Origin of the sequence: Streptomyces sp. NPDC094034 (genome assembly GCF_040303865.1) — a bacterium.
GTDB lineage: Bacteria > Actinomycetota > Actinomycetes > Streptomycetales > Streptomycetaceae > Streptomyces.
In genome coordinates, this window is sequence record NZ_JBEOUD010000002.1 from 254,533 (window position 1) to 279,228 (window position 24,696).

The 24,696-nt window shown below is 71.4% G+C and carries 24 protein-coding genes; 13 read left to right on the plus strand and 11 right to left on the minus strand.

From position 1 onward, the window contains the following. The first annotated feature begins 265 nt into the window (after positions 1 to 265). Positions 266 to 946, plus strand: a complete 681-nt coding sequence (locus ABTZ59_RS03535) for a pyridoxine/pyridoxamine 5'-phosphate oxidase (protein ID WP_351389634.1) — start codon at positions 266 to 268, stop codon at positions 944 to 946. Between the two features lie 95 nt (positions 947 to 1,041). Continuing rightward, complete coding sequence (locus ABTZ59_RS03540; RefSeq protein WP_351389637.1) at positions 1,042 to 2,298, plus strand: flavin-containing monooxygenase; 1,257 nt, start codon at positions 1,042 to 1,044, stop codon at positions 2,296 to 2,298. A 49-nt stretch (positions 2,299 to 2,347) separates the two neighbouring features. Here the strand turns inward: ABTZ59_RS03540 and ABTZ59_RS03545 are convergent, their stop codons facing one another. Further along, positions 2,348 to 3,718, minus strand: a complete 1,371-nt coding sequence (locus ABTZ59_RS03545) for an MFS transporter (RefSeq protein ID WP_351389641.1) — start codon at positions 3,716 to 3,718, stop codon at positions 2,348 to 2,350. Between the two features lie 221 nt (positions 3,719 to 3,939). Next, positions 3,940 to 5,220 (minus strand): MFS transporter, encoded by a 1,281-nt coding sequence (locus ABTZ59_RS03550; RefSeq protein ID WP_351389646.1) that lies wholly within the window; start codon positions 5,218 to 5,220, stop codon positions 3,940 to 3,942. Positions 5,221 to 5,308: 88 nt separating this feature from the next. On the opposite strand from ABTZ59_RS03550, the gene ABTZ59_RS03555 reads away from it, so the two are divergent. Further along, positions 5,309 to 6,301, plus strand: coding sequence for a GlxA family transcriptional regulator (locus tag ABTZ59_RS03555; RefSeq protein ID WP_351389649.1), 993 nt, complete (start codon positions 5,309 to 5,311; stop codon positions 6,299 to 6,301). A 225-nt stretch (positions 6,302 to 6,526) separates the two neighbouring features. Here the strand turns inward: ABTZ59_RS03555 and ABTZ59_RS03560 are convergent, their stop codons facing one another. The 3 genes from ABTZ59_RS03560 to ABTZ59_RS03570 all read right to left on the minus strand — a co-directional run bounded on the left by ABTZ59_RS03560 (position 6,527) and on the right by ABTZ59_RS03570 (position 8,475). Continuing rightward, on the minus strand, positions 6,527 to 7,000 hold the full coding sequence (locus tag ABTZ59_RS03560) for an ATP-binding protein (protein ID WP_249952084.1): 474 nt from the start codon (positions 6,998 to 7,000) through the stop codon (positions 6,527 to 6,529). A 532-nt stretch (positions 7,001 to 7,532) separates the two neighbouring features. Further along, complete coding sequence (locus ABTZ59_RS03565; RefSeq protein WP_249952085.1) at positions 7,533 to 8,045, minus strand: EF-hand domain-containing protein; 513 nt, start codon at positions 8,043 to 8,045, stop codon at positions 7,533 to 7,535. 55 nt (positions 8,046 to 8,100) lie between these two features. Then, positions 8,101 to 8,475 (minus strand): STAS domain-containing protein, encoded by a 375-nt coding sequence (locus ABTZ59_RS03570; RefSeq protein ID WP_351389656.1) that lies wholly within the window; start codon positions 8,473 to 8,475, stop codon positions 8,101 to 8,103. 330 nt (positions 8,476 to 8,805) lie between these two features. Here ABTZ59_RS03570 and ABTZ59_RS03575 point away from each other — a divergent pair, with 330 nt between their 5' ends. Further along, positions 8,806 to 9,387 (plus strand): RNA polymerase sigma factor, encoded by a 582-nt coding sequence (locus tag ABTZ59_RS03575; RefSeq protein WP_351389659.1) that lies wholly within the window; start codon positions 8,806 to 8,808, stop codon positions 9,385 to 9,387. Beyond that, entirely contained in the window at positions 9,384 to 10,688 is a 1,305-nt protein-coding gene (locus tag ABTZ59_RS03580) for a maleylpyruvate isomerase N-terminal domain-containing protein (RefSeq protein WP_503001925.1), read from the plus strand. Before ABTZ59_RS03575 ends, ABTZ59_RS03580 begins: the two co-directional genes overlap by 4 nt. 65 nt (positions 10,689 to 10,753) lie before the next feature. Here the strand turns inward: ABTZ59_RS03580 and purU are convergent, their stop codons facing one another. Continuing rightward, complete coding sequence (gene purU, locus ABTZ59_RS03585; protein ID WP_249952089.1) at positions 10,754 to 11,638, minus strand: formyltetrahydrofolate deformylase; 885 nt, start codon at positions 11,636 to 11,638, stop codon at positions 10,754 to 10,756. A gap of 121 nt (positions 11,639 to 11,759) precedes the next feature. Continuing rightward, complete coding sequence (locus ABTZ59_RS03590) at positions 11,760 to 12,206, minus strand: SCO4402 family protein (RefSeq protein WP_249952090.1); 447 nt, start codon at positions 12,204 to 12,206, stop codon at positions 11,760 to 11,762. A gap of 174 nt (positions 12,207 to 12,380) precedes the next feature. On the opposite strand from ABTZ59_RS03590, the gene ABTZ59_RS03595 reads away from it, so the two are divergent. Both ABTZ59_RS03595 and ABTZ59_RS03600 read left to right on the plus strand, forming a co-directional pair. Next, positions 12,381 to 13,661, plus strand: a complete 1,281-nt coding sequence (locus ABTZ59_RS03595) for an ABC transporter substrate-binding protein (RefSeq protein WP_351390116.1) — start codon at positions 12,381 to 12,383, stop codon at positions 13,659 to 13,661. 89 nt (positions 13,662 to 13,750) lie between these two features. Next, the gene (locus ABTZ59_RS03600) at positions 13,751 to 14,413 is read left to right on the plus strand and encodes an HAD family hydrolase (RefSeq protein WP_351389665.1); all 663 of its coding nucleotides are present in this window, start codon (positions 13,751 to 13,753) and stop codon (positions 14,411 to 14,413) included. Here ABTZ59_RS03600 and ABTZ59_RS03605 read toward each other — a convergent pair. Then, positions 14,394 to 15,668, minus strand: a complete 1,275-nt coding sequence (locus tag ABTZ59_RS03605; protein WP_351389667.1) for an NsdA family TPR-like regulatory protein — start codon at positions 15,666 to 15,668, stop codon at positions 14,394 to 14,396. The two genes, ABTZ59_RS03600 and ABTZ59_RS03605, sit on opposite strands and share 20 nt — an antisense overlap. A gap of 201 nt (positions 15,669 to 15,869) precedes the next feature. Between ABTZ59_RS03605 and ABTZ59_RS03610 the strand changes: the two genes are divergently transcribed. Together ABTZ59_RS03610 and ABTZ59_RS03615 are read left to right on the plus strand one after the other, a co-directional pair. Continuing rightward, on the plus strand, positions 15,870 to 16,280 hold the full coding sequence (locus tag ABTZ59_RS03610) for a DUF6415 family natural product biosynthesis protein (protein ID WP_351389676.1): 411 nt from the start codon (positions 15,870 to 15,872) through the stop codon (positions 16,278 to 16,280). Continuing rightward, on the plus strand, positions 16,277 to 16,510 hold the full coding sequence (locus ABTZ59_RS03615) for a hypothetical protein (protein ID WP_351389679.1): 234 nt from the start codon (positions 16,277 to 16,279) through the stop codon (positions 16,508 to 16,510). The genes ABTZ59_RS03610 and ABTZ59_RS03615 overlap by 4 nt, the downstream gene beginning before the upstream one ends. A gap of 49 nt (positions 16,511 to 16,559) precedes the next feature. Here ABTZ59_RS03615 and ABTZ59_RS03620 read toward each other — a convergent pair whose 3' ends face one another. Then, positions 16,560 to 17,708, minus strand: a complete 1,149-nt coding sequence (locus ABTZ59_RS03620; RefSeq protein ID WP_503001930.1) for a hypothetical protein — start codon at positions 17,706 to 17,708, stop codon at positions 16,560 to 16,562. A 21-nt stretch (positions 17,709 to 17,729) separates the two neighbouring features. On the opposite strand from ABTZ59_RS03620, the gene ABTZ59_RS37330 reads away from it, so the two are divergent. Beyond that, positions 17,730 to 18,311, plus strand: a complete 582-nt coding sequence (locus ABTZ59_RS37330; RefSeq protein ID WP_503001932.1) for a hypothetical protein — start codon at positions 17,730 to 17,732, stop codon at positions 18,309 to 18,311. A gap of 267 nt (positions 18,312 to 18,578) precedes the next feature. Here the strand turns inward: ABTZ59_RS37330 and ABTZ59_RS03625 are convergent, their stop codons facing one another. After that, on the minus strand, positions 18,579 to 19,961 hold the full coding sequence (locus tag ABTZ59_RS03625; RefSeq protein WP_351389685.1) for an NsdA family TPR-like regulatory protein: 1,383 nt from the start codon (positions 19,959 to 19,961) through the stop codon (positions 18,579 to 18,581). A gap of 308 nt (positions 19,962 to 20,269) precedes the next feature. Between ABTZ59_RS03625 and ABTZ59_RS03630 the strand changes: the two genes are divergently transcribed. The 3 genes from ABTZ59_RS03630 (at position 20,270) to ABTZ59_RS03640 (ending at position 23,637) form a co-directional block, all read left to right on the plus strand. Beyond that, positions 20,270 to 20,956: a bifunctional DNA primase/polymerase gene (locus tag ABTZ59_RS03630; protein ID WP_351390119.1), complete on the plus strand. Its 687-nt coding sequence runs from the start codon at positions 20,270 to 20,272 to the stop codon at positions 20,954 to 20,956. Between the two features lie 87 nt (positions 20,957 to 21,043). Next, positions 21,044 to 21,934, plus strand: coding sequence for an ABC transporter ATP-binding protein (locus tag ABTZ59_RS03635; RefSeq protein ID WP_351389689.1), 891 nt, complete (start codon positions 21,044 to 21,046; stop codon positions 21,932 to 21,934). 2 nt (positions 21,935 to 21,936) lie between these two features. After that, positions 21,937 to 23,637 (plus strand): transporter, encoded by a 1,701-nt coding sequence (locus tag ABTZ59_RS03640; RefSeq protein WP_503001935.1) that lies wholly within the window; start codon positions 21,937 to 21,939, stop codon positions 23,635 to 23,637. 95 nt (positions 23,638 to 23,732) lie between these two features. On the opposite strand, the gene ABTZ59_RS03645 is transcribed toward ABTZ59_RS03640, so the two are convergent. Further along, positions 23,733 to 24,596, minus strand: a complete 864-nt coding sequence (locus ABTZ59_RS03645) for an alpha/beta fold hydrolase (protein ID WP_351389696.1) — start codon at positions 24,594 to 24,596, stop codon at positions 23,733 to 23,735. Between the last annotated feature and the right edge of the window lie 100 nt (positions 24,597 to 24,696).

Here is a 24,696-nt window from a genome sequence, read left to right on the forward strand (position 1 = left end):
CTGCGGCCACGGTACGTGCGTACCGCGTGCCCCTCCCCCGTTCTGTCATGCCGGCGGCAGCAGCCGTTTAACCAGCGCTCCGGTCAGCGCACCCGCCTCCTCCGCGGGGAACACCCCAGAAGGCGTCAGCCGCTCCACCCCAGCCGGTCGAACCACTCCGAGTCTCGTACCACTCCACGCCTCGAACCACTCCGAGTCCCGTACCACTCCACGCCTCGAACCACTCCGAGCGCGGTGATATGGGCGGCGGCACGGACGAGGTTGAATGGCCCGCGTGGACGACGACCGGCGGCAAGAGACCTTCCGCGCCCTGCTGCGCGCCCAGCCCGTCTGGGACACCGAACTGCCCGCGTTCGATCCGGCGGGCGCGCCCGACGAGCCACTGCCGCTCTTCCACCGCTGGTTCGCCGAGGCGGTCGCGTCCGGCCAGCCCGAGCCGCACACGATGACGCTGGCGACCGCCGACGAACAGGGCCGGCCCGATGTACGGACCCTGATGCTGCATGACGCGGACGCGCGGGGCTGGCACTTCGCCTCGCACGCGACCAGCCGCAAGGGCCGCCAACTGGCCGCGCGCCCCGAGGCCGCGCTCGGCTTCTACTGGGCGACGCAGGGACGTGCCGTACGCCTGCGAGGTGAGGTACGCACGGCAGGCGCCGAGGAGAGCGGCGCGGATCTGCGGGTCCGTTCGACGGGAGCGCTAGCCTCGGCGCTGGTCGGCCGGCAGAGCGAAGTCCTGTGTTCGGCCGCGGAGTTGGCGGAGGCGAGCGCGGCGGCGTGGGAGCGGGCACGGCGCGAGCCGGACGCGCGGGCGCCGTCCTGGACCGCGTACACGCTCGTGCCGGACGAGGCGGAGTTCTTCCAGGGCGACGCGCGCCGACAGCATGTGCGGCTGCGCTACCGGCGCGAAGGGGGCCTGTGGGTAAGGGAGTTGCTCTGGCCGTGAGGCGGGGCGACGGGACGGCGGGTGTGATCGATTCGCAACTCTTTTCCGCCTTGACCGATACCCAACAAGTGAGGATCCGGTTACGCTCAGCTCTCATGTCCGACGATTCCGGCCGCGCCAACAGCCTTCCCGTGTACGTCATCGGCGCGGGACCCGGTGGGCTCGCCGTCGCCGCCGCACTGCGTGAACAGGGCGTACGGGCCGTCGTACTGGAGAAGTCTGACGCCGTCGGCGCCTCCTGGCGCCGCCACTACGAGCGGCTGCGGCTGCACACCACCCGCCGGATGTCGGCGCTGCCTGGGCTGCCGATCCCACGTTCCTTCGGGCGGTGGGTGCCCCGCGCGCGGCTGGTGCGCTATCTGGAGAAGTACGCGGAGTTCCACGGCCTGGACATCGTCACCCGCGTGGAGGTCACCCGGGTCGAGCCCTCCCCCGACGGGACCGGCTGGCTGCTGCGGGCGACCGGCGGCCGGGAGCTGACCGGCCGCGCCGTCGTCGTGGCCACCGGCTACAACCACACCCCCCGGCTGCCGTCCTGGCCGGGCCGCGCGTCGTACGGCGGCGAGCTGCTGCACGCGGGCGAGTACCGCGACGCCCGGCCGTACGCGGGCAAGGACGTCCTGGTCGTCGGCGTGGGCAATACGGGCGCGGAGATCGCCGTGGATCTCGTCGAGGGCGGCGCGGCGCGGGTGCGCCTGGCCGTCCGTACCGCCCCGCACATCGTGCGCCGCTCCACGCTGGGCTGGCCGGCGCAGGCGACGGCCATACTGGTCCGCCGGGTGCCGGTCCGTCTGGTCGACCGGGCGGCCCGGACGCTGGCCCGGATCTCGCTGCCCGACCTGTCGGCGAAGGGCCTGCCGCGCCCGGATACGGGCCTGTACTCGCGCGTGCGCGAGGGGGCGATCCCCGTACAGGACGTGGGTCTGATCAAGGCGGTACGCACGGGCCGGGTCGAACCGGTGGCGGCGGTCGAGTCCTTCGAGGACGACACGGTCGTGCTGGCGGACGGCTCGCGGATCACCCCCGAGGTGGTCATCGCGGCGACCGGCTACCGCCGGGCCCTGGAGGACCTGCTGGGGCATCTGGACGTACTGGACGAGCGGGGGCGGCCGGTGACCCACGGCGGCCGCACCCCGGAGCGGGCGCGGGGTCTCTACTTCGTCGGCTTCACCAACCCGATCAGCGGCAACCTCCGTGAGATGGCGATCGACGCGCGCAAGATAGCGAAGGTCCTGGCCAAAGGGGCCACGTCCGACCGCGGGTCCGGCCGGTCAGGTCGGTCAGGTCGGTCCAGCCGGTCAGGTCGGTACGGCCGGTACGGCCGGGCGCAACGCTCCCTGCTGCCCCGCTGACCACGCCTCCCCCGCTCGTCCCACACCTCCCGTCGGCCCCGCCGCACCGTCAGACCGTGGCCGTCGCCACCGCCGGCCTGCGCCTGATCACCAGCGCCATCAGCGCCGCCGCCGCGCACAGCGCCCCCGAGGCGTACCAGACCACGTCGTACGAGCCGAAGACGTCCCGCGCCAGACCGCCCGCGAAGGCGACCGCCGCCGCACCGACCTGGTGGGAGGCGAGGACCCAGCCGAAGACGATCGCGCTGTCCTCGCCGTAGTGCTCACGGCACAGGGCGATGGTCGGGGGAACGGTGGCGACCCAGTCCAGGCCGTAAAAGACGATGAAGAAGAGCATCGGCGGATGGACGGAAGGCGCCAGCAGCATGGGCAGGAAGAGCAGCGAGACACCGCGCAGCGCGTAGTAGACCGCCAGCAGCCTGCGCGCCTCGAAGCGGTCGGTGAACCAGCCGGAGGCGATCGTGCCGACCACATCGAAGACGCCTATCACCGCGAGCAGCGAGGCGGCGGCCGTGATCGGCATGCCGTGGTCATGCGCTGCCGGTACGAAGTGGGTCTTCACCAGGCCGTTCGTCGAGGCGCCACAGATCGCGAAGGTCCCGGCGAGCAGCCAGAACGGTCCGGTGCGCGCCGCCGAGAACAGCACCGAGACCGCACGCCGCGCGGCACCGGTCACCGGCGCGGGCTTGGGTACGAACGTCTTCGCGCCGTACGCGGGCAGCCCGACATCCGCCGGATGGTCCCGCAGCAGCAGCCAGACGAACGGGACCACGGCGAGCGCGGCCAGCGCGACCGTGACGGCGGCCGGGCGCCAGCCGTGGTGCTCCACCAGCCAGGAGAGCAGCGGCAGGAACACCAGCTGCCCCGAGGCGCCCGCCGCGGTGAGAATGCCGGTGACCAGACCGCGTCGCGCCACGAACCAGCGGTTGGTCACCGTAGCGGCGAAGGCCAGCGCCATCGAACCGCTGCCGAGACCGACCAGAACGCCCCAGTACAGCACCAGTTGCCAGGCGGCGGTCATCCATACGGTCAGCACGGAACCGGCCGAGATGATGGTGAGCGCGACGGCGACGACCCGGCGGATGCCGAAGCGGTCCATCAGCGCCGCGGCGAACGGCGCGGTCAGTCCGTACAGGGCGAGATTGACCGAGACGGCGAAGCCGATCGTGCCGCGCGACCAGTCGAACTCCGTGTGCAGCGGTTCGATCAGCAGACCGGGCAGCGAGGCGAAGGCCGCCGCGCCGATGATCGTCACGAAGGTGACGACGGCGACGAACCACGCCCGGTGGACGCGCCCCGGCGTGCGGGGCGCGGGGGATTCGGACACCGCGGACTCGGGGGTCTCGGACGGTGTGGAGGTCTCGGGCAGATCGGGCTGTGCGGCGGCGAGGTCGGTTGTCTGGGTCACGTCAGACAGCATCCAGGGGGGCCGCGCCGGGAACGAGTGGCCCGACGGTCAGCATTCATCAGGATCGGGCCATGGATCCGGCCAAGGAGGCGGGCCACGGATCCGGCCAAGCAGGCGGGCCAGGGAGGCGGGCCATGGATCCGGCCATGGAGACGGGCGATGGATCGGGCCACGGATCGGGCCACCCCCTCGTACCGCCCGCCGTCGGGCCCACCGCCCGCCCTCACTCCCCCTCACTCCACACGCTTCAGGCCCCGGATCGCCGGTACCGCCAGCAGCACCGCGCACACCCCCACATTGATCACCGCCCCGGCCACCAGCACTTCCCGTACCCCCACCGCCTCCGCGACCGGCCCGGCCAGCGCCCGCCCCACCGCCAGCATGATCAGCGAGCCCGCCACGTCATACGCGTGCAGCCGGTTGAGCGCCGCGTCGGGGACCTGTGTCTGGACCGTCGTCGACCACATCACCAGCCAGAACGCCAGCGACACACCCCCGACGAAGAAGCCGGCGGCCAGCACCGGCACCGGCACGTCGTACGCCAGGACCAGTACGTTCGCGATCACCCCGAACAGCGCGAGCGCGCCCGCGAACAGGGGCCTGGCCGGTCGCAGCCGCATCGCCAGCAGCCCGCCCGCCACATTGCCCGCGCCCTGGACCGTCATCATCAGACCGAACACCGCCGAGCTGTGCCGCTCGGTGACGACGACCGCCTCCAGCGGTGTGATCGGGCCCAGCACGGTGATGCCGTACACCGACCAGACGGCGATCACCCCCCACAGCCAGGACCGGGCCCGGAACTCGCGCCAGCCGCCCATCAGTTCGGAGAGCATCGACTCACCGGTCACCACCGGCGCGACCGACTCCATCCGGATCAGGAAGAGACAGATCCCGCTGATCCCGAAGGTGGCCGCGTTCACACCGAAGATCAGACCGGGCCCGCCGAAGCCGGCCAGCGCGCCCGCGACCGCCGGACCTGCCATCGTCATCAGCGACTCCGCGACCCGGAGCACCGCGTTGCCGCGCTGCACATCCGGAGCCAGCCTCGGGAGCATGCTGGCCACCCCCGGCTGGAAGACGGCGGCGCCCAGCCCGTTGAGCGCGCTGAGCGCGTACACAAGCCAGAGCGCGGGCGCTCCGGCGGCGAAGGCGAAGGCCAGCACCGCCGTACCCACCAGCCGTGCGCCGTCCGCCAGCACCATCATCCGGCGCGGGGTGAACCGGTCGGCCAGCACCCCGCCGACGATCACGAATCCCGCGAAGCACGCCATCCAGGAGCCGAGCGCGAAGCTGACGGACGAGGCGCCGTACCCGGCGTCGAGCAGACCGGCGGCGAGGGCCACCGGCACCATGCCGTCCCCGAAGCGCGCCACGGTACGGGCGAGGAAGAACAGCCGGAAGTCAGGGTTCCAGAGGGTACGGACGGCCTCTTCCCGGGCTGATCCGGCCGGGGATTCGTGCGAAGGTGCGGTCGGTTCGGGAATGCCCGGAGCCACCGTGCGCTTTTCAGTCACAGACGCGACTGATATCAAGTAAAGGTCTGGACCACCAGAGGTATTCCGGGGAACGGACCGCGAAGTCCGCGGGAGAGGAGAGCACACCATGCAGGACCGCCGCCCGCACCGGGTCGCCGTCCTCGCCCTCGACGGGGCGATCCCCTTCGAACTGGGCATCCCGCAGCGGATCTTCGGCCGCGCACGCGACTCCTCCCACGAGCCGCTCTACGAGATCGTGACCTGCTCGGTCCGGGAACCGGGGCCGGTACGGACCGACGCCGACTTCGCGATCCTCGTCGAGAACGGCCCCGAGACGCTCGCCACCGCCGACACCGTGATCATACCGGCGTCCTACGAACTGGGTCCGGTCTTCGACGAGGGCAGGCTCACCGACGAACTCCACGCCGCCCTCGCCCGGCTGCGGCCGGGCACCCGTATGGTCTCGATCTGCACCGGCAGTTATGTGCTGGCCGCCGCCGGGGTCCTGGACGACCGTCCGGCCACCACCCACTGGTCCTCCGCCGCCCACTTCCAGCGGCTGTTCCCACGGGTCAAGGTGGACGCGGACGTTCTGTTCATCGACGACGGTGATGTGCTGACGTCCGCCGGGGTCGCCGCCGGCATCGATCTCTGTCTGCATATCGTCCGGCGCGATCATGGCACCGCCGTCGCCAACGACGTCGCGCGGCGTACGGTCGTCCCGCCGTACCGGGACGGCGGCCAGGCGCAGTACATCCAACGCCCGGTCCCGGAACCGCAGCTGGCGACCACCGCGACCGCCCGCGACTGGGCCCTCGCGCGCCTTCACCAGCCGATACAACTGCGCGACATGGCGGAACAGGAGTCGATGTCCGTACGGACGTTCACCCGCCGCTTCCGCGAGGAGGCCGGGATCAGCCCCGGGCAGTGGCTGGTGCTGCAACGGGTCGAACGGGCCAGACAACTGCTGGAGTCGACGGACCTGTCGGTCGATCAGGTGGCGCGGGACGCGGGGTTCGGCACGGCGCAGTCGATGCGCCAGCATCTCCAGTCGGCGCTGGGGGTCCCGCCGACGGTCTACCGGCGTACGTTCCGCGCGGGAGCCGGATCGGGCCGCTAGGTCCTGTCCGGTCGATCTTCGCGGGCCCGCGACGCCTGGCACCGCACCTCGCCGCGTTGTCGGAGTCGCCCAAGTACGTCCAGTACATGGGCGATCCTCCGCCTTGCGATGCACGACACCAGACGCCGCGGGCTTATCCGCGAAGATCGACCGGACAGGACCTAGGGCCTCGTCTCCATCCGGCTCACCCCGGTATACGGGCCCCGGGAACCGGCGGATCCGGCGTCACGCGGGCCGCGGGACGGCGCACGGGAGCTCGTACGCGGCAGGGGCGCATGCCTCGGCCGCCACCCCCGGCGCGCTTCTGTCGACCTCGCACCAGATGCGCTTGCCCGCGCCTTCCGGCTGCCAGCCCCACCGGTCGGCGAGACCGTCGACCAGCTCCAGCCCGCGGCCGTTGGTGTCCTCGCCGTCCGCGTGGCGCGGGCGCGGCGGGCAGGCGCTGGTATCGGCGACCTCCACCCGTACCGTCCCCGCCTCGGCCGCTCCCGCCCCGAAGAGCATCCGCAGCACGGCCGGACAGCCGGTGTGCACCACGGCGTTGGTGACGAGCTCCGAGATGAGCAGGATCAGCGTCTCGGCGACCGGCTCGTCGTCCTCTATGCCGGAACCGGCCAGCCTGGAACGGGCCCATCTGCGGGCCCGTCCCACCTCCGCGGGATCCGGCCCGACCTCCAACTGAACCTGAAGCACCTGCACCGCTCACACCATCCGAACCGGCGGACACATCGCCTCGCGCCTCGACAAGGTCCTCAACAGAGTCACAAGAGTCTCAAGAGTCACGGAACGTGATTTTCCCTGCGAGACAGCATGGTTGACGTACAGTCACCGCAACAAGCGCTTCGGGCATATTCCAGCGCGAAGGAGTACGCGTAGTGCATACTGTGCGACGCCCGTCGCGGGGAGTCGAACACGGGCGCACACGGCGCCTTCGTACCGCGCGAGCGGCGCACATTCGCGTTCCCGGAGCCGCCGTACCGGCGGCACCGCGACCGTCGCGCCTCGCAACCTCTCGCACCCCACGGAGCGTACCGGAGGGCGGACACGACTCCGGCCTGTGACGGCCCGCCGCCAGGACACAACCCGGTATCGACCTCGGGCGCCGGGTTCCGGCCACGGACGGTGACGCGTTCAGACCGCTGGGACCAGGGCTTTCCCCTTCCACGAGTGCGGAGTTCACGCGTGGTGAGTGCACCGCACCCGGGGCCGGCGCACCGGCCCCGGACGCTCATCAGGGTTCCGGCGTCACGTAGTACGCCGCGAAGCCCGACAGGATCTCTCCTTCATGGATCCTGCCGTCGTGGTCCACGTCGAGCTCCGCCGCCACCTGCGCCGCCGCCTCCTGCTCGACACCGAGCACCCGTAGCGCGCGCTCGGCCGACGCGCGGGTCACCCCGCCGCCGTCCTCGTCGGCCACGGCGATCGCGGCACGCAGGAACGGGCGGGCGATCTCCGCGAACCGCTCCGGGTTGTCCCGCAGCCGCTTCACCGCGCCGGTGACGAACTCCTGCCTGCTGACTCGCTGGTCGCCGTCCACATCCGCGATCCCGGCCATGCCCTGCCAGAACGCCTCGGCCCCGCTGTAGAGCGCCTGTCCCTTGTCGGAGCGTGCCGTCGTACCGAACTCGGCGAGCAGCGCCGCCGCCGCTCCGCTGAAGTCTTCGCGGTCGATGTACCCGCTGCCGTCCTGATCGAAGGCTGCGAACCGTGAGGCGATCTTGGCCTCGTACTCTGCGCTGTCCATCCCCGGAGCGTACGACGGCCGGGGGGCGCGATGTGCCCCGTTACGCGCGGAGCCGCTATGCGGAGAGCGGCTGGACCGCGTCGTCGACGGCCGCGGGCACGTCCGGGTAGACCTCGAAGAGACGGCGTACGCCCAGCGCGGCCAGCACCCGGTTGACATGCGAACCCGCCTCGGCGCCGCGGGCGGGCAGGATGACATGGAGCCTGCCCCCGCAGGAGTGGAGCAGTCTGCGCGAGGCGATCAGTACGCCGACCCCGCTGGAGTCACAGAAGAACACCTGGGAGAGATCGAGCACGAGCGCGTGGCGCCCGGCGGCCACCGCGTCGTGGACCCGCTGGCGGACCTCGGGTGATGTCACGATATCCAGCTCGCCGGTGATGTGCAGCACAGTCCACCGGCCCTGCTCGGACTCCTCCATCTTGAGCGTCACGCGCCTGGACCTTTCGTCGGGTTCCTGGGCTGATCCGGAAGTTGCGGTTCCTTATCCCGCGACTGCCCCTCAGCGCCATCGCGAAACGTTGTGAAACCTCACTTCGCCCCCCAACGCCCCCGCGCCAGGCCCGCAGGAGCGCCTCGGGGGCGCACTTGGGCAAAGGGGAGTGCGTTGTCGGCGGCGCCCATTACATTCGAAGGAACGATGGCCAATGGTGGCCACCAACAGGCTTCGACATGATGGTGGACAGAGACAGAGGCAGAGGCAGGGACAGGGGCACGGAGACAGGCACGGGCAGGCGCACGGAGGAACAGGGCTGGGGGGCGCATGGCGAAGGACACACCGCCCCGGTGGGACCGCAGGATGCACCAGCGGTTGTCCCGGGGCGAGGCGGCGGCTCTCGGTGAGCTGTACGACCGGTACGCGTCGCTGGTGCACGGCCTGGCCCACCGGGTGCTCGACGACGACGACGCGGCGAACCGGATCACCCGTGAGGTCTTCGGTCATGTCTGGGAGAACCCGGACACATACGACCCGAAACAGGGCTCCATACGTTCATGGGTGGCGAAAGTCACACAGCGGCTGGCCGTGCAGCGGCTCCGACGTACGGAAGCGGAGGCGTACGAGGCGCGCGGCGAGGGTTCGGCGGAGGAGCTGGAGCAGAGGATAAGCCAGGTCTCGGCGGCCGCGCGGGCGGACTACATAGTCAGGTCGATGCCGGCGCCCCTGCGGGACGCGCTGGAGCTGGCGTACTTCCAGCGCAGGGACTACCGCCAGACCGCGGCGGACCTCGGTGTCACGGAGGACGAGGCGCGGCGCCGGCTGCGGCTCGGGCTGCAACTGCTCTCCACGGCCAACACCCAAGCCCGGAGCGGCTCGTCGCCACCGGGAAACGGACGTTCCTTGTGACCGGCCCTCTGGACGGCGGCTCCCCTGAAGGTCGCGAGCCGGACGAGCCAACGGCCTTCCTCCGTATCCCGGCACCGAGGACGGCACCGGACGACGTGACGGAACCGGGCAGAGTGACGGAACCGGACCACCTGACAGAACCGGGCAGCGTGACAGAACCGGACCGCGTGACAGAACCTGACCGCGTGACAGCCGCCGCCGAGCCGCTGTCGCACAAAGTGCTCATGTCGCTGCTCGGGGCCTGGGCGCTGAGCGCCTGCTCCGCCGAGGAGACCGCGCTCGTCGAGGCGCATCTCACCGAATGCGCCCCCTGCGCGGACGAGGCGCTTCGGCTGCGCGACGCCGTGGGTCTGCTGCACGCCGACGGAAACCTCGACCTCGACCCGCTGCTGCGCTCCCGCGTCCTTGAGAACGCCCTCGGCCGCCGGCCCGCCCGTGTCCCGGTGCCCGGCTGGGCCGCCGCCTACGACGCCGAGACCGCGCGGCTCGACGCGCTCCTGCGGGACATCGGCGACGCCGAGTGGCACGCGCCCGTACGGCTCAAGTGGTACGAGGACGAGGGAGCCGTCTCCCGCCGGACGACCGTCGCCGGGGTGATCGGCCATCTGATGACCGTCGACGGCCTGGTCGCCGCCTCCCTCGGTCTCGACGATCCGCTCGGCTCCGACGCGCCCGTCCACCCGACCGAGCGCACGGAGAGCTTCTGGCGGGCCGCGAAGCCGCCGCCGACCCGCATCATCCACGAGCCCTGGCGCGAGCAGAGCCACACCCTCATCAGAACGGTGTCCTTCGCCGGCCGCGGGGTCGCCGAACTCTCCGTGTCGTACGGGTTCTTCGCGCTGCCCCTGCGTGACGCGCTGCTCGACCGCGCCTTCGAGTGCTGGGTGCACGGCGCGGACATCGCGGACGCGGTGGACTACCCGTACAAGCCGCCCAGCGGCGGCCATCTGCGCGAGATGATCGATCTGGCGACCCGGCTGCTGCCCGCCGCGCTCGCCATCCGCCGCCGGAGCGGTCTCGCGGGACCGGCCCGTGAGCTGGTGACGGCGGGGTCGCCCGGCCGCTCGCTGCGACTGGAGATCGAGGGCGCGGGTGGCGGCGACTGGTTCATCGCGCTTGACTCACCGGCGGCGGTGGGCTCGCGCGAGCGCTCCGTGGCGCACGTCGCGCTGGACGGCGTCGAGTTCTGCCAGCTGGTGGCCGGACGGGTCTCGCCGGAGGACGCGGCGGCGGGTCAGGAGGGTGACCGTGAGGCGATCAGGGATGTGCTGTGCGCGGCGGCCACGATGAGCCGTCTCTGAGACCCCACGGTCGGAGCCGACCGCTGTCGGAGCCGACCGCTAGGTCCTGTCCGGTCGGACAGGACCTAGTCGAAGACGACGGTGCGATGCCCGTTGAGCAGGATGCGGTGCTCCGCGTGCCACTTCACCGCGCGCGCCAGCGCCTGGCACTCCACGTCCCGGCCGATCGCGACCAGTTGCGCGGGCGTGACCTGGTGGCCGACCCGCTCGACCTCCTGCTCGATGATCGGGCCCTCGTCGAGATCGGCGGTCACGTAGTGCGCCGTCGCGCCGATCAGCTTCACTCCGCGCGCGTGCGCCTGGTGGTACGGCTTGGCGCCCTTGAAGCTCGGGAGGAAGGAGTGGTGGATATTGATGATCCGGCCGTTCAGCTGCTTGCACAGATCGTCCGAGATGACCTGCATGTAGCGGGCGAGCACCACCAGCTCCACCCGCTCCGCGCGGACCAGCTCCAGCAGCTCGGCCTCGGCCGCCGCCTTGGTGTCCCTGGTCACCGGGATGTGATGGAACGGAATGTCGTACGAGGCGGCCAGATCGGCGAAGTCCGTATGGTTCGAGACGACCGCAGCGATGTCCACCGGCAGCGCGCCGATACTCGCCCGGAAGAGCAGATCGTTCAGGCAGTGGCCGAACTTGCTGACCATGAGGATGATCCGCATCCGCTCGTCCGCCCGGTGGATCGCCCACTCCATCCGGAACGAGTCGCCGATGGCGGCGAAGCTCGCCCGTAGCTTCTCCACGGTCACCGGGGCGTCCGCCGAGAAGTGCACCCGCATGAAGAAGAGACCGGTGTCGTGGTCCCCGAACTGCTGACTGTCCTCGATGTTGCAGCCGGTCATGAAGAGATAGCTCGACACGGCGTGCACGATGCCCTGTTTGTCCGGGCAGGAGAGCGTGAGCACGTACTGGTCGGACGGCGGGGCGACGGGTGGCGGCGTCTCGATGGTCATGACCCCAGAGGATCCCACATCTGTCCCGCGCGCCCCGGATTCGGCCAGTACGTGGACATTGCGCCTGTGCCGTCGGTGACCCGTGGGTGACACCGGGTGAGGTCACCATGTCATGGCGGGGTCAGGCGGACCGCGTCATGATCCGCAGCACATCCAGCGAGGTCGGGAGGACGTCCGGATCGTCCCCGTCGCTCGTCGCCAGCCGTACGTGCGCCTCGCGGGCCGCCCGTACCGCCTCCGGCCAGCCATGGTGCTCCAGATAGGCGGAGACGGGCGCGTCCGCCCCGACCTGGTGCATGATGCGCAGCACCCGGAGCACGGCGAGATCGACGAGGGCGGCCTCGCCCGAGTCGCGGAAGATCGTGCCGACGTATTTCTCGGCGGACCAGTTGTCCAGCCAGGTGTCCTCGACCAGCCGGTAGACGGCGTCGGTGACGTCGCCGTACCCCTCCAGGCCGGCCAGCCAGTACTCCTGGTGGAAGACGGGATCGGAAAGCATGTGCAGCGCCGAGCGCACATTGCTGCGCCAGCGCCACCACGGCATGTCATTGAGCGGCATGCCGCCCATGGTGGGGGAGCGACGGGCACGACGGGAAGAGTTCTCGGAACCTTGCTGCACAGTCCACGACTTTACGTTCCGCACGGGAGCGTTCGTCCGGGCCCCCGCAATTCACCTCCAGGACACCGAACGTTGAACCACGCTCACTCCGGCGTTACTCGGAGGGCGGAAGTGTGCATGAGTATGACCGGTTGGCGACGCTCTTCCTCCCTCCGCCCCTTCCAGTCCGGCGTGGTCCGCGCCTTCTGTATGACGGTGGCCGGGGCGGCGCTCCTGCCCCTCCTGACCGGCTGTGGCGTTCTCCCCGGCGGCTCGGGGGGCTCCAGGGAGCCCGTCACCGTCATGACCTGGGCGCCGGTCGGCACGAATGCCACGAATCTGCCCGGTATGCCCGCCATGGCCAAGGCGTACGCCCGCTGGGTCAACGCCTCCGGCGGCATCGACGGCCACGAACTGCGCGTGCTGACCTGCAACGAGCGCAACGACAGCGCGGGCGCCGCCGAATGCGCGCGCCGGGCGGTGAAGGAGAAGGCCGTCGCCGTCGTCGGCTCGTACAGCCAGCACGGGCGCGAGTTCATGGCGCCACTGGAGGCCGCGTCGATCCCGTACATCGGCGGATACGGCGTCACGGAGGAGGAGTTCACGAGCTTCCTCTCCTACCCCGTCAACGGCGGCCAGGCCGCGCTCCTCGCGGGCAGCGGCCTCCAGTTGGCCCGTAACTGCGAGAAGACCGTGCTGGTACGGCCCGACACGATCTCGGGCGACGATCTGCCCGACCTGCTCAACTCGGGCCTGGCCAGGGGCAAGCGCGGCCCGGTCACCGACATCCGCGCGGCGGAGGACGCCACCGACTACACCAGCCAGGCCGCCCGCGCCCGCGAGAGCGCCGAGGACGAGGGCTGTGTCACCGCGGTGCTCGGCGACCGTACGGAGACCTTCTTCGACTCCTACCGCCGCCTCCCCGAGGACGGCCTCGACATCCGCGTCTCCTCGGTCCTCGGCAGCGTCGGCCAGCCACTGATCAACCGCACGGGCGGCAAGAACGGCCCCTTCGAGGGGGCCTACCTCACCGGCTGGTACCCGGTGACGAGCGACCCGGCGTGGCAGCCGATGCGCGACGTGATCGACAAGTTCGCCTTCAGCGACAACGATATCGACCCGGCCGACCCGGGCGCCCAGACCACCTGGATCGCGTACACCGCCCTCAAGGCGGTGGTCGAGACGATCAACAGCGAGACGATCACCGCGGGCAAGATCGCGGACACCTTGGACCGCGGCGTACGCGTCGACACGGGCGGCCTGACCCCGCCGCTGCGCTGGCGCTACGAGGACATGCTGGGCACACCGGGCTTCCCGCGGATCGTGAACGGGAACGTGACGTTCCAAGTGGTGCGCGACGGCAGGCTGGTGGCGGAGAAGAAGGGCTTCGTGAACGTGGGCCAGACGCTGAACGGCTCGCACTAGGTCCTGTCCGGCCGGGGGGGGCGCCCCCGGGCCCACCCACCTCGGCGGAGTGAGCGCGCCCAAGGGCACCGGGCCATACACTCGCGACCATGATTCGCGCGGTGGTCTTCGACGTCGGTGAATGCCTGGTGGACGAGACCCGGGAGTACGGCACCTGGGCCGATTGGCTGGGGGTCCCCCGTCACACCTTCGCCGCGATGTTCGGCGCCGTGATCGCCCAGGGCCGCGACTACCGCGACGTCTTCCAGGAATTCCGGCCCGGATTCGAACTGTACGAGCAGCGTGAGGCGCGCGCCAGGGCCGGCCGGCCCGAGTACTTCGACGAGAGCGACCTGTACCCCGACGTCCGCCCCGCCCTCGCCCAACTGCGGGCGAGCGGGCAGTGGCTCGGTATCGCGGGCAATCAGACCGTTCGGGCCGGTGGCATCCTCCGCGAGTTGTTCGCGGACGATGTCGACCTGATCGGCACCTCCGACGACTGGGGCGCGAGCAAGCCCGACCCGGAGTTCTTCGTTCGTGTCGCCGACGCCGTGCCCTTCGGGGCGGACGAAATCCTCTACGTCGGTGACCGCCTCGACAATGACATCCGCCCTGCCCTCACGGCGGGTATGCGCACGGCGCTGATCCGACGCGGGCCATGGGCCACCGTCCAGTGGAGGACCGAGGACGCGAAGAGGCTGCCGACCCTGCGGATCGACAGCCTCGTCGAACTTCCCGAGCAGATCGCCAAGCTCAGCGCGCAAGGGCACTGACCGTCGTCGACCAGCTGTACAGCCGGTCGTCGAGCTCCCGGACACAGGGCTCGTACTGCCACGGCGCGAGCGACTTCCGTACCTCACGCACCCGCTCCATTCCGGTGGCGTACCACGTCATGGCCAACTGGTCGAGGGCGCGGATCGCGTACCGGCAGGATTCGCCGGGATTCCCCGCCGCCGCCTCGACGGCGGCCAGGTCTCCGAGGACGACCGTGGCCTGTTTGGCCTCCCCGGGCGGCAACTCGTCCAGCACAGCGAGAAGAGTGGCGCGGGCCTGCGGCACATGGCCGGCCTTGAGCTGGGTGTTGCCTTTGAACGCCGCGAGGCGGGCCGGGCCGAACCAGTCCATCCATTCCGGATTGGGATGACGCGACCCCGCGGCGATGGCGTCCTCGCCATGCCGGATCAGATTGAGCGCCGTCCTGCTGTTTCCGCAGCGCGTTTCACACTCGGCCTCGACCGCGTCCAACCACGCTTCGAACTCTGCCGACGCCGGGCCGCGTCGGGCGTAGGTACGTGCCGCCACCATGCGCTCCAGCGCATCATCGCGCCGCCCCTCCCACCCCGGGATGAACGCGGTGTGCGCGAGGACGGCGGCCCCGAGCAACGGATCATCGGCCTCCCCCGCCGCCTGCAACGCCCGCAGCAGCGTGTCGCTCGCCCGATCCGGTTCACGCAAGTCGAAGAACTCGATGCGGCCGACGAGCAACCATGTCTCGGACAACGCGGCAGCGATCAGCTTTCGCGTCTGCCCCGCGGTCTCGGGAAGCAACGCGCACCCCAGGGAGGCATGCGCGGCCGCCGCCGGATACAGCGTGGTGGGCGCCACCGACCAGTACAAGCGCCGGTGCGAGTGGGTCACCGCCGTGAAATCGGCCGCCACGCTGGCGGGTTGCACAGCCGAGGCCGTCCGCGTCGGGACGGCCGCGAGACCGACGGCGGCCACGGTGGTCGTGATCAGATTCCGGCGCAGCCGATCCGGGCTCGCGCCGGTGGTTTCCCAGGGTGCGACGAATCCCAGGGATTCCATGTCCTGGCCCAGCATGCGCGTGAGCACGCGCTGACAATCCGGCTGCGGCCAGGGGGGATTCGCCGATTCCCAGCGGCGGACCTGCCGCACCCCGATCGCCAGGCCTTGGATTCCCAGCCCCTCGGCGGCCTCCGTCAGGGCATCGGCCAACGCCTGCTGCGAGGTGTAGCCGGCCGCCACTCGGGCGGACTTGAGCCTGATATTGCCTGTGGGTCGGGACACGCTCTACCTCCAGCGTCGGTGAGACGGGACTTGCAGTCTCGCACCAGGCCCGCTTCGTGTCGCCTCATCACCCGAAGGTGCAAAAAAGGTCCTCTAACCGCCGCCGCCAAGTCCTCCAGGAGGCCTCGTCTGGTGTGGCAGGCCCAGCCACGCTGATCGAGCACCGATCGAGCGACACCATGATGACGAGGAGCCATGACCATGGCCGGGACCGGCGCAACACCGTTGCCACGCACCACTCCTGAGCCAGGAACCGTCCCGGAGGGAGAGGGGCGAGCCATCGCCCGGTGGCAGCGAACCATCGACCGCGCCCGGCAGGTCGGCTCCGGGACGCGCACGCGCGACGAGTTGGCCGAGTTGGCCGCGACCCTCCGTGCGCACATCGGTGAACTGCTCCCCGTCGCACGCTCCGGAGCCGACCGGCTCTGGCGCGGGGGCACCGACTGGTACCGGCTGACCGCCCGCCTGGACAGCATCCAGCGCCACGCGGGGGAAGAACTCGGCGACGGGGTTCTGGCGGCACACGTTCAGGTACGGCTGCTCGCGCTCGACTGTCAGTGGCTTCTGGAGCGCCATGCCTCCGACCTCACCGGTGCGGAGTCGGCACGGTGACGGGGTGCGTCAAGGGGGGCCATGACTTCCCGTACGAGGACGAGACCGGCGCCTACTGCCACGAGCACGGGGTGACCCTGCTGTGGCGCGGGGATCCGATCGCGGGGAATGGCCTTCCCGGCGACTGCCCGCCGGGAACCGGGTCGGTGACCGCCGACCCGAACCACGCTGGCGGCCCGGGCGACCCGGACCACCCTGGCGGCCCGGACGGCGTCGGCGGGTGGTGGTGAGGCGCCGTCTCGGAGCGGCCCCCGGCGACCGCCCGCGTGCCGCCCTGGGCTACAGCTGTGTCGGGGCGCGCTCCGTCAGGCCGTACTGCTTCGCGATGCTGTTCCACAGGCCCGACGCCTTCTGCTTCGCCGCCGTGGCCTCGCCGCTCGCCTGGTTTCCCTTGGCCGCTTGCGAGGTGTTGCGTGCGTGGCCGTCCTTGCAGCCCTTCTTGCCCTCGGTCTGCTTGGCCCATGCCGCGTAGTGGTCGTCCGCCGAGGCGGAGGCCTGCCAGGCGTCGGTGAGGGAGGTCGTCAGCTCGGTGTGGTTCGGCAGCTTGTCGAGCGTCAGCGCCTCCAGCTTGGTCACCAGTCCCCTGCGCTGCTCGGCCGCCCCATGCAGGTCGGTGGCCGCCTGGTCCAGGTTGTCGCAGGACTTGATGTCCTCGACCGCGCTGATGACCGTCGAGCGGCTGCTGTTGCTGTCCGCGAGGAGCTTGTCGAGCGCCTCGGCCTGTTGCTTCACCGGGTCCGGGGCGGCCTGGGTGGAGGGTTCCGTGCTGGGCGAACTCGCCGACGCGACCGTCTTGCTGTCGTCTCCCTGGGGCGAGTCGCCGCCGCCGCTCATCAGCGCGCCCGCGCCCAGGCCGAGGGCGGCGCAGCCGACGACGACGGCCGCGATCATGGGCGCGCGGGAGGACTTGCGGCGGCCGGCGCCCCGGGCCTGGGGCGGTCCCTGAGGGGACCCCTGGGGCGACCCCTGCGGTGGCTGGTGCTGGACCGGCGGCTGCGGGTAGCCGTACGACCGGCGCTGCCGCGGTGGGTGCGCGCCACGGCCCGCGTCGAACTGGGGCATCTGCTGCGTCGACTCCGCGCCCTGCCCCGCGCCGGGCCCATCCGTACGGAAGAGGTTGTCGAACTCCGCGGGCGGCTGGCGGTCGCCGGGAGCGCCGGGCCGGATGCCGTACGGGGCGCCGGGAGGCGCGGCCGGGATGTCCTGCGCCGGGACGGGCGCGATGAACTGCGTGGCGTCCGCGTCCGAGCCATGCGGGGGCGGCGCGGCGGACGGCAGATACTGCGTGGCCTCCGCGGCGCTCTCCGGCGGCAGCATGCCGGGGCCCGGCGGGCCCGGCGGGACCGGCGCGATGAACTGCGTGGCGTCCGAGTCCCCCATCGCGGGCACCGGCGGCAGATACTGCGTCGCGTCCGCGCTGCCGGGCACGGGCGGCGGCAACGGCTGCGAGTGGGGCTGCGCCGGGGGAAGCGGCTGTGGCAGCGGCACCGACTGCGCGGGCGGAAGCTGCTGCCCCGGCGCAAGCGGAAGCTGCTGTTCCTGGGGCAGCGGAAGCTGCTGTTCCTGCGGAAGCCGCTGCCCCTGCGGATACTGCTGGTACGGCGCGTACAGCTGTCCCGGAGGCTGCTGTCCCGGGGCCTGCTGACCGGCGGCCAGCTGCCCCTGGGCCGGCGGGAGCGGAGCGCCGTACGACCGGTCGCCCTGCTGCCCCTGCTGCGGCTCGTACGGCTGTCCGTACGACTGCCCGTAGGTCCCTCCATACGACTGCGGTACGGCCCCCGGGGCCGACGGCGCGGCGCCGCCGTACCCGGGCTGCTCCTGGCCGCCGTCCTGGGGGCCCCAGGGCCCTCCCCACGGCTGCCCCCCGGTCGGCACGACCCGGTCCTGGTCCGCGGCCGAGCCGGGAATCCAGGGCCCGCTGCCGTCGCTGGGCAGCACTACGCCTTCGTGCGCGGGGCGAGCGGCGGGGTGCTGCGGCTCATCCCCTTGTCCGCTGTGCGTCACCAGGACTCCTACGTGTGGAACGTGTAGACCTACCGAATCGTCGGCTCACGCTACCGGGTGAATCGCGGCCACTGCCACGCGCGTCGGCCCTGTAACAACTCATCCTCTCAAGACGCTGATTACGGGTCCGAATTCACCCACCCCGCCCCGGACTTGATCACTCTCACGCCAACCCCACGCCCCCCACGCACCTCCCACGGCGCCCACACGGCGTCACCCGCCCAGGGCCCCGCCAGGTCCTGTCCGGTCGGTCCTCGTGCGCCACGAAGACCGACCGGGCAGGACCTGGCGCCATCACGCCGCGTGGATCTCCAGCCGCGCCCCGAACTCCCGCACCGCGGGCTCGTTGGCATACGGCTCCAGCCGCTGCTGGAGATCGTCGAGATACTCCGCGCCCCGGCTGGAGCGCAGCGTGCCCAGCAGCTCCACCGCGCGTGTGCCGGTCCGGCACGCCTCCTCGACCTCCCGCTGCTGGACCTGGGAGGTGGCCAGCAGGACGAGCCCGATCGCCCGCCGTCTGGCCCGGGACTCGGGATGGCCCGCGAGCGAGTCCTCGGCATGCCGGGCCGCCGCCTCCGGCCGGCCCAGATCGCGGTAGCAGTGCGCCAACTCGTCGGCGAGATAGGCGTGATCGAAATGCGTGATCCAGTCCGGGTCGTCGCCCGAGGCGTCGCCCGAGCGCTCCAGTGCGGTGATCGCCCGGCCGACGACCGCCTCGCAGGTGCGGGCGTCGCCCATCAGCGCGTGCCCCCGGGCCTCGGCCGCGTAGAACATGGCCTGCGCCCGCGGCGCCACTTGACCACGCGCCCCTTCCTGCGCCGCCCGCGCCAACTGCGCGATCTCGCGCGGATTCCCGAGCTGCGCCGCCAGATGACTCATCGACGCGGCCAGCACATAGCCGCCGTAGCCGCGGTCCCCGGACGCCTGGGCCAGCCGCAGCGCCTGGATGTAGTAGCGCTGGGCGAGACCCGGCTGACCGGTGTCGATCGCCATATAGCCGGCCAGCTCGGTCAGTCGGGAGACCGCCGCGAAGAGCCGTCGGCCGACCGACTCCCGGTACGAACCGGAGAGCAGGCCCGAGACCACGCTGTTCAGATAGTGGACGACGACCGGACGTACATGGCCGCTGCCGAAACGGTGGTCCAGATCGATGAGGGCCACGGTCATGGCCCGTACCGCCTCGACGTCCGAATCCCCCACCCGCGCACCGGTGTTGCGCGCGACGGCCGGGTCCGCGCCCGTGATCAGCCAGTCCCTGCTCGGCTCGACGAGCGCCGAGGACGCCACTGCCGAGCCGGAGAGGAAGTCACGGCGGCCCACATCGCTGCGCCACAGCTCACAGGCCTGTTCGATCGCGCCCATGACGGTGGGCGAGAACTGAAGGCCGACCCCCGAGGCCAGATTCTTGCCGTTCGCCATCCCGATCTCGTCGATCGTGACCGTACGGCCCAGCTTCCGGCCCAGCGCCTCGGCGATGACGCCCGGGGCCCGGCCACGCGGCTGCTGACCCCGTAACCAGCGCGCCACCGAGGTCTTGTCGTAGCGCAAGTCCAACCCGCGCTCCGCGCCCACCATGTTGACGCGCCGGGCGAGACCGGCGTTGGAACACCCCGCCTCCTGAATGAGCGCCTGGAGCCGTTCGTTCGGCTGGCGCGCGACGAGTGGTCTGGCTGCCAATGGATACCCCCTGTGGCCGCAGTGATCAGCTCACTGAACACTGCCCGTCACATATGCAAAGAATGCACATGTTCGGTGATAACGGAAAAATTCGAGGAATTTAAGAAAGCTTCGGTAAACACGATGGGACTCGCCCGTGTGCCGCCCGCGTTGCCCATATGTTGTCGGACCCCCGAGGGTGGCTACCCCCTTACCGGCCCACCCCTTCCCGCGCGCCCCCGCCCATGCATCCATGCGCCCCGCATGCAGGGCGGATGTTCCCCGGCGTGGCAACGGGCACCCCGTAACCCGTGGTGGCGGCGGTAGTTGTGCTGTTCGTGGAAGAGACCATCGGAGTGACGGGCACCGGGCACATCCCTCAACAGCGGGGCGACCTGCTGCTGGACAGCGCGGTGCGGTACGCGGAAGAGCGGCACTGGGACGTGTTCCCCGGTACCTGGCTGGAGGCGGCGGACGGCCGGGAGACGTGCTCCTGCGAGCGGCCCGACTGCCCTGCGCCGGGGGCGCACGCGACCGGTCCCGACTGGGCGGCCCAGGCGACGGGCAGCGCGGTCGCGGCGCGCAGACTCTGGTCGAAGCAGCCCGGGGCGTCGGTCCTGCTGCCGACGGGACGCACCTTCGACGCGCTGGACGTACCCGAGTCCGCCGGCTTCCTGGCTCTGGCCCGGATGGAGCGTATGGAGCTGACGCTCGGGCCGGTGACCCGCACCCCGGACCGGCGGATGCTGTTCTTCGTACTGCCCGGGGCGGTGCTCAAGGTGGACGATCTCGTACGGAGGCTGGGCTGGACGCCCGAGGCGATCGACCTGGTCACGCGGGGCGAGGGGGAGTACGTGGCGGCCCCGCCGACGCGGGTCGGCGGCAGCGCCGCGGTGCAGTGGGCGCGTCGGCCGACGCACGCCAACCGCTGGCTGCCGGACGTCGAGGAGCTGATGAGCCCGCTCGCGTACGCGTGCGGACGGGAGGCCGCCGCGCGGCGGGCCCGCCGCGCATAGGCGGTGCCGCTCCATCGCGCTCGTACTTAAGGTGGTCCCCGTAGCTTTGCGGGGACATCTGTACGAGACATCGAAAGGCGGTGCGCGATGCCGGACCAGGCACGGGACCAGGCACGGGATCGGACACCGGCCGAGGGGGCCGAGGGGATCTTGGGAGCCGAGGGGGCCTTGGGGGCTGAAGGGTCCTTGGGGGCCGAAGGGGCCGCCCGCGCCGAGCCGGCCGTTCAGGTCGAAGGGCTGTGGAAGCGCTTCGGTGAGCACATCGCCGTCGCCGGCATCGACCTCGAACTGCCCGCGGGCCAGTTCATCGGCCTGGTCGGACCGAACGGCGCGGGCAAGACCACGACCCTGTCCATGGTCACCGGCCTCCTCCGGCCCGACCAGGGGCGGGTACGGGTCGCCGGACACGATGTCTGGCGGGATCCCGTCGAGGTCAAGGCGCGGATCGGGGTCCTGCCGGAGGGACTGAGGCTCTTCGAGCGGCTCTCCGGGCGGGAACTCCTCGGCTACACCGGGCGACTGCGGGGGCTGCCGGGCGAAGAAGTCGACAAACGGGCCACTCAGCTTCTCGATGTATTGGACCTGGCGGGCGCGCAACACAAACTCGTTGTCGACTACTCGACAGGTATGCGAAAGAAAATCGGCCTCGCGGCAGCGCTGCTCCACAATCCCCAGGTGCTTTTCCTGGACGAGCCGTTCGAAGGCGTCGACCCGGTCTCCGCACAGACGATCCGGGGCGTCCTGGAGCGCTATACGGACTCGGGAGCGACCGTCGTCTTCTCCAGCCATGTGATGGAGCTGGTCGAGTCGCTGTGCGACTGGGTCGCCGTGATGGTGGCGGGCCGTATCCGCGCGCAGGGCACCCTCGAAGAGGTACGGGGTGACGCGCCCTCCCTCCAGAACGCCTTCCTGGAGCTGGTGGGCGTGCGGGGAAGCGGCGCCGGGGAGTCGCTGGACTGGCTGGGCGGCGCGCGATGAACATGGCCGAGAACAATCCGGCGCCCGCCCCGGCCGGGACGGTCCCCACGACGCCCGTCCAGCACGGGACCCTCCCGCCCGGGCCGGTTCCGTCGGCGTCCGTCGTACCGGCCGCGTCCGTTCCGCTCACGCCCGTCTTCGTACGGCTGAAGCTCTCCCTCCTGCGCAACGGGCTGCGCCAGTCGTCGGGCCGGGCGGTCGCGTACATCGCGTCGGCGGTCCTCGCGCTGCTCCTCGCCGCGGCGCAGTTCCTCGGCCTCCTCCTGCTGCGCGGAAACGAGCACGCGGGCACGTTGGTCGTGCTGCTGACCGCCCTGCTGGCGCTGGGCTGGGCCGTGATGCCGCTCTTCTTCCCCGGCGGCGACGAGACGCTCGACCCGACCCGGCTGGTGATGCTCCCGCTGCGTCCGCGACCGCTGGTCGGGGCGCTGCTCGCGGCCTCGCTGGTGGGGATCGGACCGCTGTTCACGCTCGGTCTGGCGGTCGGCTCGGCGACGGCGACGGCGCACGGCGCGGTGTCCGCGGCCGTCTCGGTGCCGGCCGTGGCGCTGGTCCTGCTCGTGTGTGTCGCGCTGGCGCGCGCCGTCGCCACGGCCAATATCCGGCTGCTGACCTCGCGCAAGGGCCGCGATCTGGCCGTCCTGAGCGGTCTGGTGATCGCGGTGGGCATCCAGGTCGTCAACTTCGGCGCCCAGCGGCTCGGCGACGCGGGCGGGCTCGCCGCGCTCGATCCGGCGGCGCGGGTCGTACGGTGGCTCCCGCCCGCGTCCGCGATGGGCGCGGTGGAGTCGGTGAGCGACGGCGCGTACGGGCGGGCCGTGGCCCAGCTGCTGCTGACGGTGGCCGCGCTGGCGGCCCTGCTGTACGCGTGGCGACGGTCGCTGGTGAAGCTGATGACCGCCCCGGACGGCTCGACGCTCGCGGCGGCGGAACCGGCCCGCAAGGAGTCCGTGTGGCAGCCGGGGCGGCTGCTGCCCGAGGGGCGTACGGGTACGGTGATGCTGCGCAGTCTGCGCTATGTCTGGCGCGACCCGAAGACCAAGGCGGCCTGGGTGACCTCGCTGGCCATCGGTCTGATCGTGCCGCTGTTCAACGCGCTCCAGGGCACGGGCACGATCTACTTCGCGTGCTTCGCGGCCGGGATGCTCGGCATCCAGATGTACAACCAGTTCGGCCAGGACACCTCGGCCTTCTGGATGGTGGCGCTGACGATCTCCTCGACGCGGGACGCCTATCTCGAACTGCGTGCGCGTGCGCTGGCGCTGCTGGTGATCACCCTGCCGTACTCGGCACTGGTGACCGTGGCCACGGCGGCGCTGCTGGGCAACTGGCATGCCCTGCCCGAGGCGCTCGGGCTGTCCTTCGCGCTGCTCGGCGCGATGCTGGCGACGGGCGCGATCGCCTCGGCGCGCTTTCCGTACTCGATACCGCAGGACAGTGGCTACAAGAACGTCGCTCCTGGCCAGGGCGGGCTCGCCTGGATCTCGATCCTCGGCGGCATGCTCGGCGCGGGGCTGCTGTGCGCGCCGGTGCTGGCGCCGGCGATCTGGATCCATGTCTCCGGCGCGGACGAATGGTCCTGGCTGCTGCTCCCGGCCGGTACGGCGTACGGGGCCCTGGCCGTGGTGGGCGGCCTCCGGCTGGCGGCCCCGCGGACAGCGGCGCGGCTGCCGGAGATCCTCGCGGCGGTCAGCAAGGGGTGACGGCGCCCGAGCCGCCCTCCCCTCCCCCGCCCCGCCCTGACGCGACGCGGCCGTCGCGTCAGGGCGACTCGCTCGCGTCAGGGCGCCCCCTCGCCTCAGGGCGTCAGCACGCCGTCCAGGAACGGTTCGATCGCTGCCCGCCACGCCTCCGGCTGGTCGTAATGGGCGAGATGGCCCGCGTCCGCCACCTCCGCGTACTGGCCACGCGGCAGCACCCGCACCATCTCCTGCGCCTCCGCGCGGCCCAGCTCGCCCTCCGGACCGCGGACCACCAGGGTGGGGCACTGGACCTGCGCCAGTTCCTCCCAGTGCGCGTCATGGACCCAGGTCTCCCGGGACGTCAGCATCTGGCGGCGCGCGAAGACCGGGCGCCAGCCGTCCGCGCACTCCTTCATCACCTCGGCGAAGAACTCACCACGCGCCGGCGTGGGACGCTCCACCCAGGGGTCGTCCTCGCCGAACCACTTCCGTACGTCGGCGAGCGTCGCGAACGGGACGGGCCAGGCCCGGAACCAGTCCGCCCACTCCCGCTGGGAGGCCGCCCCCAGCGCCGAGGCCCGCATGTCACAGATGATCAGGGCCCGGACCAGATCGGGGCGCTTGGCGGCGAGCTGCCAGGCGGTGAGCGCGCCCATCGAGTGGCCGACGAGCGTGACGGGCGCCAGCCCGAGCTGTTCGATCGCGGCCTCGGCGTCGGCCACGTACGCCTCGCGCGTGAACGGCCCCTCGGACGGCTTGTCGCTGCGGCCGTGGCCGCGCTGATCGAGCGCGATCGCACGGTGCCGCTCCGAGAGCCAGCGCGCCGTGGCGGCCCAGTGCGAGGCGCGGCCCATGAGGCCGTGCAGCAGCAAGACGCCGGAGGACCGCTCCGTCTCCTCGCGTCGCTTGGGCGGGTCGGCAAACTCCCAGGCAGCGAGACGTACGCCGTCCGCTCCGGTCACATCGATGCGCCGCACCATGCGTCCCGGCACCCCCTTCGGTCCTGAGTGGTCGAGTCGGATTCCGCTATGGCCCCGTTCCGATGCGTCCAGCCGCGCCAGACTATCGAACTCTCATTCG